Source organism: Pseudomonas sp. Pse35, from assembly GCF_024519715.1.
Classification (GTDB): Bacteria; Pseudomonadota; Gammaproteobacteria; order Pseudomonadales; family Pseudomonadaceae; genus Aquipseudomonas; species Aquipseudomonas paracarnis.
Genome location: NZ_JALJRP010000006.1, coordinates 164,970 through 179,902, shown reverse-complemented (window position 1 = coordinate 179,902; position 14,933 = coordinate 164,970). Strand labels below are relative to the sequence as shown.

The following is a 14,933-nucleotide window of genomic DNA, read 5'->3' as shown; positions in this document are numbered from 1 at the left end:
CGGTTCAGTTCTTGAGCGGCGCCAGATACAACCGCACTAGCCCGCGCAAGGTCTTGCGCCCCCAGAACTTCAAAGGGATCTGCTTGAGCACCTCCCGCGCCAACGGGCGGTCGCGGTCGGCGGTCTTGAGAAACATCGAGTTCAGGAAGTTGTAGCGAACCGCGTCATAGGCCGGGTGCTCGCTGAACTTGGCGTAGGTCTTGAGGATGTTCTGGATCATGTAGCGGTGGTTCTTGTACGTGTTGCTGGCGTGCTGGCGATACTTGGCCATCACCACGTCAAGGGCGTCGATGGTGTAGCCCGCCGCCGTGATCTTCAGTTGGATCAGCAAGTCTTCCAGGGGAATCTGCGGGTCGAAACCACCGACCTCCTCCAGCACTTCGCGACGAATCAGCATGGTCGGCGCCGGTGGAAACGGCTTGCGGTCCAAGAACAGGTCATCGAAGTCCAGACGTCGAAACGGCACGTCGCGACGCTGTTTCTTCTCCGGGTGCAGGTTGCCATCCCCGTCGATCAGCTCGATATTGCCAGCACACATGCCCACCTTCGGCTTGCCGTCCATATACGCCACCTGGGTGGCAATACGGTCCGGCAACATGATGTCATCCGAGCCGAACGGTGCGATCAGGCTACCCTTGGCGCGAGCGACCGCACCGTTCAAGGTCGCGCTGAGCCCTTGGTTCTGCTGCACCTGGAAATCAAAGCCGTGCTCGGCCTGCAAGCGCTGGATGCGTTCGACGCTGTCATCCTTGGAGCCGTCGTCGACTACCAACAGCTCGATATTGGGGTAGGTCTGCCCCAGCACGCTAAGAATGCTTTGCTCGATGTACTGACCATGGTTGTAGGAAGCGATGATCACCGAGACCAGGGGTTGTTGCTGATTCATGCTCTACCTACTTCACGCAAACCGGTTTCAATCAGGGTCAGGTACTTGTGCTTGAACTCGTCGAGGGTGTGGTTGGCCTCCAGATAGCGGAACACCTCCTCACCCTTGGCGCGCAATTGTTCATCGCTCATGGCCAGGTAAGTGTCCAGGGCCGCAGCCAATTGTTCGACGTTGCCCGGATCATGGGACAAGCCGCCCGCGCCATGCACCAGTGGCAGCATCGCCGGGCCGTTGGAGGCAATCACCGGCAGATGGCCGCTCATGCCTTCCAGCAAGGCCAGGCCCAGGCCTTCGAACAGCGACGGCATGGTCCAGATATCGAAGCCACGCACGTACTTCATGCCGTCTTCGCGAAAGCCCAGCAAGTGCGCACGGCCGGTCAGGCCCAGGCGCTCGATGTCGGCACGCAGGTCGGCTTCGGCACGGCCGGAACCAATAATCCCCACCTGCGCCTCAGGGTATTTGTCCTTGAGCGTGGCGAAGGCTTGCAGCAGGTGGGTATGGCCCTTGATCGGCACGAGGCGGCCCAGGGCGCCGATCATCCGTGCATCCGTTGGCAGGCCCAGGGCCTTGCGCGCGTCCTCACGAGACAGCTGCAAAGCCTCGGCCTGGGGAATGTCGATAGCGTTGGTGACGTAGGTGGTGTTCTCACGGGTGAAGCCGCAGTTGAGGTCTACCAGGTAGTCCTTGACCGCTTCGGACACCCCGACAAAGCGCCACGCCGGGCTGACCCAGCGCTGGGTCTGACGCCGACGGTAACCACGGGCGTACTCGCCAAAGCCGTGGGAGATGCCGATGCACAGCGGGATCTTCAACCAGCGGTTGAGCGACAGCATCATGTTCACCGACTTGAAGCGGTTACAGATGACCACGTCGAACTTCTGCTCGCGGCAGTACTTGTAGATCTGCCACATGGCGCCAAAGCGAATGCCCTTGAGGGACTTTTCCGGCAGCTCGAAATAATGGGAGTGCTCGGCCACGCTCAGGGGCTGGCCGGGCAGCGGGCGCCCACTGAGAAATCCGGAGGTCACCTCGAAGCGCTCGGCCGGCAGGGATTTGACGATTTGCTCACCCAAGTCCGCGAAGTCATGGGTCTTGACGTTGTAGTCCGGCTGTAACTGCAAAACCTTGAAACGAGGCTTCATAACTCTCCATGCAGCGATCTGGCTACGGGCATGCAGCCCGGTAAAAAGGGCGACAGGCGCATAACGGCCTGCCTTCAATCGGCTCTCAGTCCTGCTTCAGGACCCACAACAGCTCGTGACGGCGCACGGCCTTGCGGAAGAATTCGTTCTCGCCATAGGGCGATGGACTACGGCCCGCCAGCAGTTGCTGCAACCACCTACGCACTCGACGCTTGAACGGCGCTGGCGGCTGCAGGTCGTGCATCATGCCCAGGGCCATGGCCTTGTCCTGCTGCTGGCTCAAGGCGAGAGCGAAACTGCACGGCACCAGTTCCACAGCACCATCGAAACGTGGCGGCAGCGCCACGCCAGCGCCGGAATCGCCCATTGGCCAGCGGTCGTTATCATGCAGGTGATTGGCGTAGCCGAGCAATGTGTCGGGCTGCCACTCCAGGCCCTGCAAGGCTTCCAGCACTGCCGCGTGGGCGCAGATATGGTCGGCGTGAGGGTCAAGCAACGGCGTGGGCAAGACGATGACCTGGGGCCGCGCCTTGAGCAGCAGCGCCCGCAGGTCGGCGATCAGGTTATGCCAGGTCGGTGCACCATCAGCATCGCCAGGCAGAGCAAAACCATTGAACTGGCGGAACAGCCGCGTATCGGCCAAACCGGCTTCGCGGGAGGCTTGAGGCTGATCTGGCGCGGCCTGCATGGCTTGCAATTGCATGCAGAAGTACCCCAACTGCACGCACTGCGCCTCGGGCACGCCCGCCCAGCGGGGCACGGCGACGCTGTCCCAGGCCCGCAAACGGCCCTTGAGGCGCGCAGCTTCAGCCTTGGGCAGGCCCATGTGCTGATAATGCTCAGCTTCGATTTCACCGGCCGTCAGCGTGACGATCCAGCTTTCAGTCGCCTGGCTGTAAAGGCTGAACGCAGCCAGCTCGGCATCGTCGGCATGGGGCGCGATCACCATCACACGTTGCTGGCGATAGTCCGGCTGGCGAAAGCGCCACAGCGTCGGCTGCCCCTTTATCCGGCAAAAACGCCCGCGCAATTCGAGCTTGCCCGCGGCCAAGGCTTCGGCGGCGCCGGTCAGGTTCAGATAACGCCGCCCAGCGACGCCGCGCTCGAAGGCTTGCCGGTCCGGGCTTTGCAGGCCCAACAGGTCCACCGCAGGGTCGAAGAAACGCCCCAGCCAGGTACTTTTCAACTCAATGCCGACGATCAGGGTTTCATCCGCCGCCAACGGCGCATCCAGCAACAGCCGGCCCGCCTCCAGGCGCAAGCCGGGCTGTTCGCTGCCGGCCGGGAACGCGTACTCATAGCTGTCTTTGGGCGAGTAAAACAGGTGATCGGCAAACCAGGCTTCATGGGCGGCCCACAGCAGCACCGCAAGGATCAGCGGCAACCACCAGGCGACCAGTACGCCGGTGGCGACCAACACCAGCACGCCGATCAATAGCGCAATACGCTTGTTACGCCGATGGCGCTTGAGCAGTTGCTGTTTACGGCTCATACACTGAACACCGGCACCGGGTTGCACCAGCGCTCCTTGTATTCACGGTCGGAACGCCCGAAGGAGAAGCGCAGCGACTTGTTCGCCGCCCGCGCCTGCTCCCAGGCACTTTGGGTATTGAGAAAACTCAGCACGCTGCCGGGGCTGAATGCACGGGTTTCAGGGTCGACGCCGCCATTGACATACTCGGCACTGAACCACTCGTTGGACTGCACCTGATACACCAATTGCACTGCAATCGGCGCGTCGTTCAGAAACAGCACCGAGCCGAACAGGAATTCCTTGAGCAACTCCAGCACCTCGGCCAGACGCGCCGCGCCCGCCGCCGGGAAGCCCCAACGACGCTGGAACAGGTCGCAATAGATCGCCGCCAGTTCTACGCTGGAAAACTCACTGACCGCCCTTACCAAGCCGCCCGCCTCTTCCAACAGGCGCAGTTCACGCCGCTGGTTGTAGCGAAACTTCTTCGACAGGTCTTCGGGAGTACGCGCCATGGCCAATTGCTCGGCCTGGGGCTTGAGGGTGCTCACGCGCCCTTGATTGAGCGTCGACAGGTAGCGCGCACGATGACGCAACGGCAGCTGCGCATCGGCAGCAATCGGCAGGATGATCTCGGCGTTGCCCAGGTCAAACAGGCCTTTCTTGCCGCTGCGCTTGAGCACATCCTTGGACAGCGCCAGGTCGCGTCCCCAGGTGGCGATTGCCCCCTTGAGTTCACCACCGTGCTCCCAGCCCAGGTAGCGCACAGGTATCTGCGCCAGCCCGGCCAACCGCTCAATCACCTGGGGATGGGTCGCCACACTGCCGCCGTAACGCTGCCAGGCCTGGGCGTAAACCTCGGCCTCGACAGGCGCCCAGCCACGTTCACGCCAGCCCTGGAAGCGGTTCAGCATTTAAACCACGGCGTCATAAGGGTCCACGCCGTCCTTGACCACCAGGATGTCTTCCATGATCAGGTACTGCAGGTCCGAGCCGAAGAACATGTTCAGCGCGTCGGTCGGCGAGCAGATCATCGCTTCGCCACGACGGTTGAGCGAGGTGTTCAGGGACACGCCGTTACCGGTCAGCACTTCCAGCTCTTTCATCATGTCGTAGTAGCGCGGGTTGTATTCGCGCTTGAGCACCTGGGCGCGGGAAGTACCGTCTTCGTGCACCACTTCCGGTACACGGGTCTTCCACTCTTCGGCGACTTCAAAAGTGAAGGTCATGAACGGCGCCGGGTGATCGACCTTGATCATCTGCGGGGCCACGGTGTCGAGCATCGACGGGCAGAAAGGCCTCCAGCGCTCGCGGAACTTGATCTGGTGGTTGATGCGATCCGCCACGCCGGTCGCACTCGGGCAACCGATGATCGAACGACCGCCCAAGGCACGCGGGCCAAACTCCATGCGGCCCTGGAACCAGGCCACCGGGTTGCCGTCGACCATGATCTTGGCAATGCGCTTAGGCATGTTCTCGATCTTGCGCCAGTTCGGCTTGCTCTCGTGCTTGGCGCACGCGGCGATCACGTCTTCGTTGCTGTAGGACGGGCCGAGGTAGACGTGTTCCATCTTCTCGACCGGTACGCCACGAGCATGGGACACGTAGGCCGCCGCACCGACGGCGGTGCCGGCATCGCCGGAAGCCGGCTGTACGAACAGCTCTTTGACGTCGTCACGGGCAATGATTTTCTGGTTCAGCTTGACGTTCAGCGCACAGCCGCCGGCGAAGGCCAGCTTGCCGGTGTCCTTGAGGATGTCGCCCAGGTAGTGTTCGATCATCTGCAAGGCCAGTTTTTCGAACAGCGCCTGCATGCTGGCTGCATAGTGGATGTACGGTTCGTCGGCGATGTCGCCTTCGCGTTTCGGCCCCAACCACTCGATCAGTTTTGGCGAGAAGTAGAACCCCTTGCCCTTCTCTTTGTAGCGGCGCAGGCCGATGACGTTGGCGTAGTCGGTGTTGATCACCAGTTCGCCGTTTTCAAAGGAGGCCAGGCGCGAGAAGTCGTATTTGCTGGCATCGCCGTACGGCGCCATGCCCATGACCTTGAACTCACCATCGAGCATCTCGAAACCGAGGAACTCGGTGATTGCGCCGTACAGGCCGCCGAGGGAGTCCGGATCGTAGAATTCCTTGATCTTGTGGATCTTGCCGTTTTCGCCGTAGCCAAAGAAGGTAGTGGCGTACTCGCCCTTGCCGTCAATGCCCAGGATAGCGGTTTTTTCCTGGAAGCCCGAGCAGTGGTAGGCGCTGGATGCGTGAGCCAGGTGGTGTTCTACCGGTTCAATCTTGATTTTCTTCGGATCGAAGCCCAGTTGCTCCAGGCACCAGACGATCTTGTTGCGATAGCGCTTGTAGCGACGGTTGCCCATCAGGATCGCGTCAAGGGCGCGGTCCGGGGCGTACCAGTAACGCTTGGCGTAGTGCCAGCGCGCCTCCCCGAACAGGCTGATCGGGGCGAACGGGATCGCCACCACGTCAACGTCCGAAGGCTTGATGCCAGCCTGCTCCAGGCAGAACTTCGCCGACTCGTAGGGCATGCGGTTCTTTGCATGTTTGTCGCGTACGAAGCGCTCTTCTTCGGCGGCCGCAATCAGCTTGCCGTCGATATACAGGGCTGCGGAAGGATCATGGCTAAGGGCGCCGGACAGGCCAAGAATCGTCAATGCCACTGGGGTCTAGCCTCTTTTAGTCTGCATGCAGGCGCATCGCGCCTGAAAAAAGTGTGTTTCCCGCCGGGGCGGGAAACAGCTAAAGGGCGGGATTATAGCTTAAAAGCAGTAGGAAGCTGTTAGCGCAGCTCGATGCTGCCGTCCGCGCTTTGGCGGTAGATCGTGTAGGGCAGGACGAGCGTGTCCAGGACAGCAGAAACGGGCACATCAAGAATGCCCCAGGGAATACCATTCAGCGAGAGATCACTTGCGGAGTTCGGCGGTCCATGCAAGACACACAAGTCATAAACCACGCCGCTATAAACACGCGGAACAGAGTTGCAGTACGTTTTCTTCCTCTTGAGGTTCAGAACAGTGACGTCATCGCCACGCAGTACCGTGGTCGTAGTGCCGCAGCCGCCCATGAGCAACGATATTCCCAGCAATACCAGCAACCTCAGAATAGGAGTCCGCATAGTTGATTCTTCTTGTTTGTTAATAAAGACCGAAAACCTAACACCACAGAACCAAGGCTTCAGGCTTACGCAGTCGACGCTAAGCGTAGGAAGCATCCCATTGCGCCCAGCGGTAAGGATTTCGGCAAATCAGAGGGCGAGTCGTTAAACTTGTAACATTTTCGCCTACGCCCCTCACTTGCGCGCTACCAACCGGCCTTTTCATGACTCCTTCTGCCCCAACCTGCCTTGCCTTCCTGCTGGGCCTGTGTAACACCGCCCAGGCCGACAATACGCCCCTGATCCTGGACCCCAGCGTGGTCACCGGCTCGCGCAGCGCCAGCCCGACGTTCGATTTGCCCTATTCCGTGGACGGCATCAACCGCGAGCAGATCAGTGACGGCCAGCTCGGCATCAACGCCTCCGAGGCCCTGTCCCGCGTGCCTGGCCTGGTGGTGCAGAACCGTCAGAATTACGCGCAAGACCTGCAGATCTCGTCCCGAGGCTTCGGCGCCCGTTCAGCATTCGGCGTGCGCGGCATCAAGCTGATCGCCGACGGCATCCCCGCCAGTACCCCGGATGGCCAGGGCCAGGCCGCGACGTTCAACCTCGACACGGCCGAGCGCATCGAAGTGCTGCGCGGCCCGGCGGCGACGCTGTATGGCAGCAACGCCGGGGGCGTGATCCAGATGTTCTCCCGCGACGGCGAGGGCCCGCCGCGTATCGGCGCCGAAACCCTGGTGGGCAGCGACGGCCTGAACAAGAACCACCTCAGCGCCGAGGGCGCGGTGAATGGCGCCGGGTTTGTGCTCGATGCCTCGCGCATGGACACCAACGGCTACCGGGATCACAGCAGCGCGCGCCGCGACCAGACCTTCGCCAAGCTCAATGTCGAGCCCGATGACGACAGCAAGCTGGCATTGATCTACAGCAGCCTGGAGCAGAACGGTACGCAAGATCCACTGGGGCAAACCTGGGCAGCGTACAAGGCAGACCCGCGCTCGGTAAGCGCCAATGCGCTGAACTACAACACGCGTAAAAGTATCGATCATCAGCAATTGGGGATGAATTACGAGCGGTATTTCGGTGGCGCGACCTTGCAGGTCAATGCCTACACCGGGAGGCGCAGTGTGATTCAGTACCTGTCGATCCCCAAGGGCACGCCCGCCAACGAACGCGGCGGTGGCGTAGTGCAATTTGATCGAAAGTTCTACGGCGGCAGCGTGCGCTGGCTGCAGCCCATCGAAAGCGCGCCTGGCGAGCTGACGATCATTACCGGCCTGGACTTCGACCAAAGCGAAGACAGCCGCCATGGCTATCAGAACTACAGCGGCAATGCCCTCGGCGTGAAAGGCCAACTACGCCGCGACGAAATCGACACGGCTCGCAGCCTCGACCCGTATATCCAAGCCAACTGGGCCCTCGACCGCTGGACCCTGCAAGCCGGCGTGCGCCACAGTACGATGCAGATGGACGTTGACGATCAGTTCCTGGGCAATGGCGACGCCAGCGGCAACAAGACCTACCAGAAAAACACTCCTTCGATGAGCGTGATGTATGCGTTCACACCCGACCTGCACGGCTACATCAGCGCAGGCAAAGGCTTTGAAACCCCGACCCAGGCCGAGCTGGCCTATGCACCGGGCAACACCGAGGGCTTCAACTTCGGCTTGAAGCCGTCTGAAAGTACGCAATATGAAATGGGTGTGAAAGCGCAACTGAACAACACGCGGATCAACGCCGCCGTTTTCCAGATCACCACCGAGGACGAACTGGTGGTGCAGCAATCCATCGGAGGCCGTACCAGCTACCAGAACGCCGGTCGCACGTTGCGCCGCGGCTTCGAACTGGGTGTTGAAAGCCAGCTGAGCGACCACTGGAGCACCAGCCTCGCCTACACCCGCCTGCAGGCGACCTACGACAGCGACTTTACCAGCGGCGCCAACACCATCGACAAAGGCAACTACCTCCCCGGCGTGCCACAAACCACCCTGTTCGCCGAACTGAACTGGAAACCACGGGACTGGGTCAGCACCGCCATCGAAGGCATGTACCGCAGCAAGGTCTACGTAGAAGACACCAACCAACAACACGCCGCGCCGGCCTACAGCGTCTTCAACTGGCGCGCACGGTTTGAGCAGAAGGTAGAGCACTGGACCTTTCACCAGACCCTGCGCCTGGATAATCTGCTGGATCGTCAGTACGTGGGGTCGGTGATTGTGGGGGATGGCAATAACCGCTACTACGAAGCGGCGCCGGGGCGCTCGTGGTATGCGGGGGCTGGGGCGCAGTACCAGTTCTGAATGCAGCGCCTGGACGGGCGCCATCGCGGGCAAGCCCGCTCCCACATTTTGACCGCGTTCACAGATCAAGCGTGGGAGCGGGCTTGCCCGCGATAGGTTTAACTGCCGACACCCGCCTCTTTGGGCAAGCGCTGGTCAATCACCTGGTACAGCGCACTGCCCTGCGGCCAGTTACGCATAAACCTTGCACGGTCTTTGGCATAGGCCGGCGCAAAGCTGGCAGCGGAAGAGTGCTGGCACATCGCATCCAGATCAATCATCGCCCAGTGCCCGTCGCTCCAGAACAGGTTATGGCCTTTGAAATCCCCATGGCTGATGCGCTCGCGGATCAAGTCGGCAAACAGCTGGTCCAGCGCCTGCAACTCGCTCTCGGGCGCCTCGCCGCTCTCCACATACGGCGCAAAGCGCTCGATGATGTCCGGCCCAGGCAGGTATTCGGTGACCAGGTAGGCGCGGCTGCGCAACCACAGGAATCGTTTCTCCAGCACCGCCAGCGGCTTGGGTGTGGCGAAGCCCAGGAAGGCCAGGCGGTTACCTTCGCGCCAGGAGTGCCAGGCGCGGCTCGGGCGCCAGAAGCGCTTGAGCCAATGGGCAAAACCCTTGATGTTGTAGCGCTTGATCACCAGCGGCCGGCCGGCCACGTCGACCTTGGCCACGCTCGCCGCGCCACCGGTCTTGTACAGGTGACCCTGGTCGAGCAACGCATCGGCCTGCTCAAGCACCGGCACCATGGCGGCTTCTTCTTCGCGGCGGATCGCACGCAAGCCAAAAGCGCCGCGCACCACACTGAACAGCGTGCATTCGCGGCCGGTCTTGTCCAGGTAGTCTCTCAAGCGCCAGGCGCTGACTTTACGCACCTGTTTTTCCAGGGCTTGCATTGGCAAGGCGTGTTCGCCGTTGGCCAGCAAGTAATACACCAGCAACTCCTCGGTAAAGGGCTCGAGGTTTTTCGGCAGTTGGGCGAAGAACACACCGAGGTTCTCCAGCACTCGATTGCGCGATAGCGCCTTGCCCGCCTCTTCGACACGAATGCCGGCGCCATCGATCAGATACAGCTTGCCATCCTTGCGTAGCAAGTTGTCCAGGTGCAGGTCTTCTTGCCACAGGCCCTTGGCATGCATCTGGGCGATCGCGCCCAGCGCTTCGGCGAGCACAGCGGTTTGTTCGTCCGCCAACGGCGGCAGGTTTTCGACGGCGAGCCAAGCGTCGGACAGGCTTTGGGCCCCCTCGATAAATTCAAACAGCAGCCAACCACCCTCGCCGTCCTGCAAGCCATCGGCCAGCAGCAACGGCGTGGTCAGGCCTTGCTCAGCCAACAGACGCACACCCGTGAGCTCACGCTGAAAATGCCGCGCCGCCTTGCTGCCCACCAACAACTTGGCCAACACCGGGCGACCGCGCCACACGGCGGCACCCACGTAGCGCTGCCCCGGCAACACCCGCAGCAGGCTCAGCAATTGCAATTGCCCAGGGCCGGCGGCATCCGCCAGGTCAAGGGTCAGTGGCAGGCTGGGGGTACGCCCAGCCGATTTCAGCTCGGATAAACGCATCAGCGGTTCTCCTTGTGGCTGCGGCGCGCGGTCAGGCGCTGGTGCCAAGTGGACACCAGGGCACCGTCCTCGGGCTGCTCAAGGTACGCCGCCAGCAGTTGGCGCACCTGCGCATCCGACCATTGCGGCGCGCGGCGCAGCAAAGGTTCCAGGTCCTTGACCCGGTCACGCCAGCCAAACAACAGCGGGCGGGTTTTCTCCAGGTCGATCAACTGTGCGGCATACCCCTCACCGGCAGGCTGCAGGAAAATATGCTTGGGGTAAAAACAGCCATGCACCTGCCCGACGCTGTGCAGATGACGCGCCAGCTTGCCGCAGGCCAACAGGATCGCACTGTGCTGGGCTGCGCTTAATTGCGCCCACTGCTCCAGCAACGAATCCAGGTCATTCCAGCCATCCAGCGCACGGGTGAGCAGCATCGCCCGGCGCTCACCCTTGACCTTGCGCTCTCCGAAGAACGCCGCTTGCAGGGCCGGGATGCCGAGCTTTCGATACAGGCTGATGTTGCGAAACTCGCGGGCAAAACTCGGCTCGCCAAACGGCCGGTGCAAGGTGCGTGTGAGGTAGTTGCTCTGGCGCTTGAGGTAGTAGCCTTGCCCCTCAAGCTCCAGGCGATACACGCTGCTCCAACCGTCGCCGCTGGTGTTCGGCTCGTCCACCGCATCCAGTTGCTTGGCCCACAGGGCGTCGAAGGTCGCCAGGCCGTTGCGCTCAAGCAGAGCGCGGTCTTCAGCCGCCAGGAAGTCACTCATTCGCGTCCCTCGAAAAACTTCACCACATGGCGAATTCGCTGTTTGTCCGACGCGGTCAGGTGCGCGCGCTGGCGATATTGCAGGTAGAAACGCAGGCGCTGGGTGGCCGACAAGTGATACTTGGCGACTTTGTCCAGGCAGGCCAAGTCCTTGGTGATGCGGTACTTGAGCCAGAAGCCGCGCCAGAAATCACCGTTGGGGCAGTCGATCAGGTACAGGGTGCGCTGATCGTCCACCAGCAGGTTGCGCCACTTCAAGTCGTTATGGGTGAAGCGGTGATCGTGCATGGTGCGCGTGTATTCGGCGAGCTGGCGGCTGATGCCATCGACCCACCGGGGGTCTTTGAGGCGCTCATCGTGACGCTCGGCCAGCACCGACAGATCTTCGGTCTTGGGCAGTTCACGGGTGATCATGGCGCCACGGTTATAGGCCAGGCCCTTGCGGTCCAGGCCCCAGGCCACCACGTCGGCGGTGGGGATGCCCCACTTGGCGAAACGCTTGAGGTTCTGCCATTCGGACTTCACCCGCGGCCGACCCAGGTAACGACGCAGGCCCTTGCCGGCACCTACGTAGCGCTTGACGTAATAATTGACCCCGTCACGCTCCACCCGAATCACTTCCGACAACGGGTCGCGGGTCAGCCGCTCGCCTTGCAAGGCGAACACCGCGTCCAGGCTTCCAAAGTCATCCGCCAGGGCGGCGTAGGCAGGTTCCAGATTCCAACCCGCCATCAGATCGCATCCCCGTATCGTTGTTTACGCGCATACAGCTTTGCTGCCATGCGTTCCAGCGCAGACAACAGCGCGGTTTGCTCCGCCAGGATCTGGCGCAGCGGCTGCTGGAAATAGGCCTTGAGAAAACGCAGCTTGTCGCGCTGGGTCAAGCCGATCTCCAACGCGGAGTAATACAGGCCGGCCAAGTCTTTGTTGCGCCAGCGCACGGGGATCGTCGCACGCACCTGGGCACGGTGCAGGTCGATCACCGACAGCTTGAGGTTGTCGACACTGATGGGCCGGTCGGTGTGCAGCAGGAAATGGCAGAGGTAGCAGTCACGGTGGTTGACGCCACCGCGGTGCATCGCGCCCACGGTACGCGCCAGCTCAAGGGTCAAGGCATGCTTGATCGACGGCACGGGCGGTTGCTTGACCCAGTCGAGGGTCAGGTCTTCCAGGCTGATGATGGGGGTCAGTTCCTGGGTGATGATGAACGAGTGCTGGTCGGCCGGGTTGCTGCCTTTTTCACCGAACGCCACGGCGGTCATGGTCGGTACACCAAGCGCCTGCAAGCGCTGGATCGCCACCCACTCCTGGCCCGCGCCCAACACCGGCAATTTGGCAGTAACCAGGTTCTTGAGGATTTCGCCCCAGCCGATCCCACGGTGGATCTTCACAAAATAAGGCTGGCCCTCGACCACCGTACGCAACGTACGGCGAGCGGCCAGCTCGCGGAACACCTGGCCTTCCAGCTTCTCGACCTCGGCGAACGCATCGCGTCCGGCCCAGAGGGTCTTGAAGGGTTCGGCTAGAATCAACTTCATCGGTTTGGCTCCGCCAGAATCAGGTCCGCAGCGTACTGCGGCATGCTAAAGAGGTCGGCCGTCTCGGCGAAGGCCAGACCATTGCGACTCCAGGTCGCACGCGCTTGTGGGTCGTCGAGCATATCGACCAGATACTGGTTGAGCTGGGTTTGCTCGAACGGCTCGTCCAACACCCGGCCGCTCTGGGCCTTGTCGATGTAGAACGCGTAGCCGCACACCTGGCTCACCAGTACCGGGAGGCCGGCGACCACCGCTTCGACCAGCACCATGCCGGCCGCCTCGTTGTACGCGGGGTGAATCAACAGGTCCGCCCCCAGCAGGAAACGCGGAATATCATTGCGGCCCTTGAAGAACTGCACCTGGTCGCCCAGGCCCAGCGCCGCGCTCTGCAATTGGAATACTTTGGGGTCGTCCTGGCCGATTACAAATAGCCGGGTACGTTTCTTCAGCCGCGAAGGCAGTGCGGCCAGCGCCTTGAGGCTGCGGTCGACGCCCTTGGTCTTGAACCCCGAACCGATTTGCACCAACAGCAAATCGTCTTCGGCCAAGCCGAATTCAGCGCGGAACTCGGCGCGGATCTCGGCGGCGTTCGGCGGGGCGCGGCGGTCGCGGGCAATACCCGGTGGCAACAGGTGAAAACGCTCGGCCTGGGTGCCGTAATACTGGGTAAACAGCTGTTGCTGATGCTCGGACAACACCATGATCTGCGTCTTGGCGTTTTTATCGAACACGGCGCGCTCGTATTCGGCAAAGTGCTTGTAGCGCCCGAACCAGCGATACATCGGGTTGCGCAGTGTCTGGGCCTTGTCCTCGAACACACCGTCGGCGGCAAAATACAGGTCCAACCCCGGCATCTTGTTGAAGCCCACCACGCGGTCCACTGGGCGCTTGGCCAGGTCGGCCTGGATCCAGGCGTAGAGCTTTTCGTTGCGGCGGTGGTTGACCAAGGCCTTGACCGGCGCCACCAGCACCTCAAAGCCTGGCGGGATATCGCCTTCCCAGATCAGGGTGTACACCCGAATGCTGTGGCCGCGCTGCTGGCATTCCAGGGCGATGCGCATGAAGTCGCGCTGCAGGCCACCGAAAGGAAAGTACTTGTACAGAACAAAAGCCAGTTGCATCAGTGCTGCTCCTCGGCCAGTAACAACGTGCTCAGCCGGCTTGCGACACGCTCAGGGTTCAAGCGCGTGAAGCACAGGGGCGACTCGCGTGCGATGTCGAACCGCCGCAGGTCGTCGGCAGTGGGTTGATAAGTGCACTGTTTTTGCAGGCAAGGCGCACACGGCCAGTCGCTGGCCAAGTGAATCTGGCCCTTGCCGTAGGCACCGGTGAGGCCTGGGTTGGTGGGGCCGAACAGGGAAATGGTCGGCACGTCCAATGCCGCCGCCAAGTGGCCAAGGCCGGTGTCGACGGCCACGCAGGCACGGGCGCTCGCCAAGACACGGGCAACGCCCGCCAGGTTGAGCTTGGGCAACACTTCGGCGTTGGGCAGGCCGAGGGCCAGGCGTTCGGCCCGCGCCTTTTCGGCGGCGTTGCCCCACGGCAGCTTTACGTCCACGCCCAGGCGGCCCATGCGTTCGGCCAGCTCGCGCCAATAGGCTTCGGGCCAGTGCTTGGTGTCCCAGGTAGTACCGTGCAGCAGCAATACGAACGGTTTTTTCGGCGGCAGGCCGAGCAGCTTTTCAACGCTCAGGCCGTAGTCGCCCAGGCGTTGGGGCAGGTCGTAGCCCAGCGCGACGGCGAACAGCTGGCGCAAGCGCTCCACCGCATGCTGCCCACGGGCCACGGCCAGGCGCCGGGAGTAAAAGCGCGCAGCCAGGGGTTCACGCGCAGAATCTTTGTCGAAGCCAGCGATGGGCGCCCGCACATAGCGCGTCAGCCAGGCGCTTTTGAGCAAGCCCTGGGCGTCGATCACCAGGTCGTATTTAGTCGACTGCACCGCCTGCTTGAAGCGCCGCCATTCGCCGCTCTTGACGGTTTGCCAGAGGTTCTTGCGCCAGCGGCGAATCGCTACCGGGATGACCTTGTCGACCGCCGGGTGCCAGGTTGGGATTTCGGCAAAGCCTTCTTCCACCACCCAGTCGAACCGAATGCCGGGAATCGCCCGTGCTGCATCAGTGAGGGCCGGCAAGGCATGGATCACGTCGCCCAGGGATGAGGTCTTGATTACCAGAACCCGCAAC

The 14,933-nt window shown here is 62.0% G+C and carries 13 protein-coding genes; 1 reads left to right on the top strand and 12 read right to left on the bottom strand.

The genetic code is table 11. The features are described 5' to 3' along the window. Positions 1-4: 4 nt before the first annotated feature. The 6 genes from OC445_RS07970 to OC445_RS07945 all read right to left on the bottom strand — a co-directional run bounded on the left by OC445_RS07970 (position 5) and on the right by OC445_RS07945 (position 6,629). The gene (locus OC445_RS07970; protein WP_072445868.1) at positions 5-886 is read right to left on the bottom strand and encodes a glycosyltransferase; all 882 of its coding nucleotides are present in this window, start codon (positions 884-886) and stop codon (positions 5-7) included. Further along, positions 883-2,031: a glycosyltransferase family 4 protein gene (locus OC445_RS07965; protein WP_054896246.1), complete on the bottom strand. Its 1,149-nt coding sequence runs from the start codon at positions 2,029-2,031 to the stop codon at positions 883-885. Before OC445_RS07965 ends, OC445_RS07970 begins: the two co-directional genes overlap by 4 nt. Positions 2,032-2,116: 85 nt before the next feature. After that, on the bottom strand, positions 2,117-3,523 hold the full coding sequence (locus OC445_RS07960) for a PIG-L deacetylase family protein (RefSeq protein ID WP_072445866.1): 1,407 nt from the start codon (positions 3,521-3,523) through the stop codon (positions 2,117-2,119). After that, positions 3,520-4,416 (bottom strand): GNAT family N-acetyltransferase, encoded by an 897-nt coding sequence (locus OC445_RS07955; RefSeq protein ID WP_072445864.1) that lies wholly within the window; start codon positions 4,414-4,416, stop codon positions 3,520-3,522. The genes OC445_RS07960 and OC445_RS07955 overlap by 4 nt, the downstream gene beginning before the upstream one ends. Further along, the gene (locus tag OC445_RS07950; RefSeq protein WP_072445862.1) at positions 4,417-6,174 is read right to left on the bottom strand and encodes a carbamoyltransferase; all 1,758 of its coding nucleotides are present in this window, start codon (positions 6,172-6,174) and stop codon (positions 4,417-4,419) included. It abuts the gene before it with no gap. A 119-nt stretch (positions 6,175-6,293) separates the two neighbouring features. Further along, complete coding sequence (locus OC445_RS07945; RefSeq protein WP_054896243.1) at positions 6,294-6,629, bottom strand: YceK/YidQ family lipoprotein; 336 nt, start codon at positions 6,627-6,629, stop codon at positions 6,294-6,296. A 203-nt stretch (positions 6,630-6,832) separates the two neighbouring features. Between OC445_RS07945 and OC445_RS07940 the strand changes: the two genes are divergently transcribed. Next, positions 6,833-8,911, top strand: coding sequence for a TonB-dependent receptor family protein (locus OC445_RS07940; protein WP_262020052.1), 2,079 nt, complete (start codon positions 6,833-6,835; stop codon positions 8,909-8,911). 98 nt (positions 8,912-9,009) lie between these two features. Here the strand turns inward: OC445_RS07940 and OC445_RS07935 are convergent, their stop codons facing one another. From OC445_RS07935 to waaC, 6 genes are read right to left on the bottom strand one after another with little or no spacing between them, the layout of a single operon-like run. Next, positions 9,010-10,461: a lipopolysaccharide kinase InaA family protein gene (locus tag OC445_RS07935; protein ID WP_262020051.1), complete on the bottom strand. Its 1,452-nt coding sequence runs from the start codon at positions 10,459-10,461 to the stop codon at positions 9,010-9,012. After that, positions 10,461-11,213 (bottom strand): lipopolysaccharide kinase InaA family protein, encoded by a 753-nt coding sequence (locus OC445_RS07930; protein ID WP_034125618.1) that lies wholly within the window; start codon positions 11,211-11,213, stop codon positions 10,461-10,463. Before OC445_RS07930 ends, OC445_RS07935 begins: the two co-directional genes overlap by 1 nt. Next, positions 11,210-11,944, bottom strand: coding sequence for a lipopolysaccharide kinase InaA family protein (locus OC445_RS07925; protein ID WP_054896240.1), 735 nt, complete (start codon positions 11,942-11,944; stop codon positions 11,210-11,212). Before OC445_RS07925 ends, OC445_RS07930 begins: the two co-directional genes overlap by 4 nt. Next, complete coding sequence (gene rfaP, locus OC445_RS07920; RefSeq protein ID WP_054896239.1) at positions 11,944-12,750, bottom strand: lipopolysaccharide core heptose(I) kinase RfaP; 807 nt, start codon at positions 12,748-12,750, stop codon at positions 11,944-11,946. The genes OC445_RS07925 and rfaP overlap by 1 nt, the downstream gene beginning before the upstream one ends. Next, positions 12,747-13,871: a glycosyltransferase family 4 protein gene (locus tag OC445_RS07915; RefSeq protein ID WP_014716627.1), complete on the bottom strand. Its 1,125-nt coding sequence runs from the start codon at positions 13,869-13,871 to the stop codon at positions 12,747-12,749. Before OC445_RS07915 ends, rfaP begins: the two co-directional genes overlap by 4 nt. Further along, positions 13,871-14,932 (bottom strand): lipopolysaccharide heptosyltransferase I, encoded by a 1,062-nt coding sequence (gene waaC, locus OC445_RS07910; RefSeq protein WP_168223981.1) that lies wholly within the window; start codon positions 14,930-14,932, stop codon positions 13,871-13,873. Before waaC ends, OC445_RS07915 begins: the two co-directional genes overlap by 1 nt. Position 14,933: the final 1 nt, after the last annotated feature.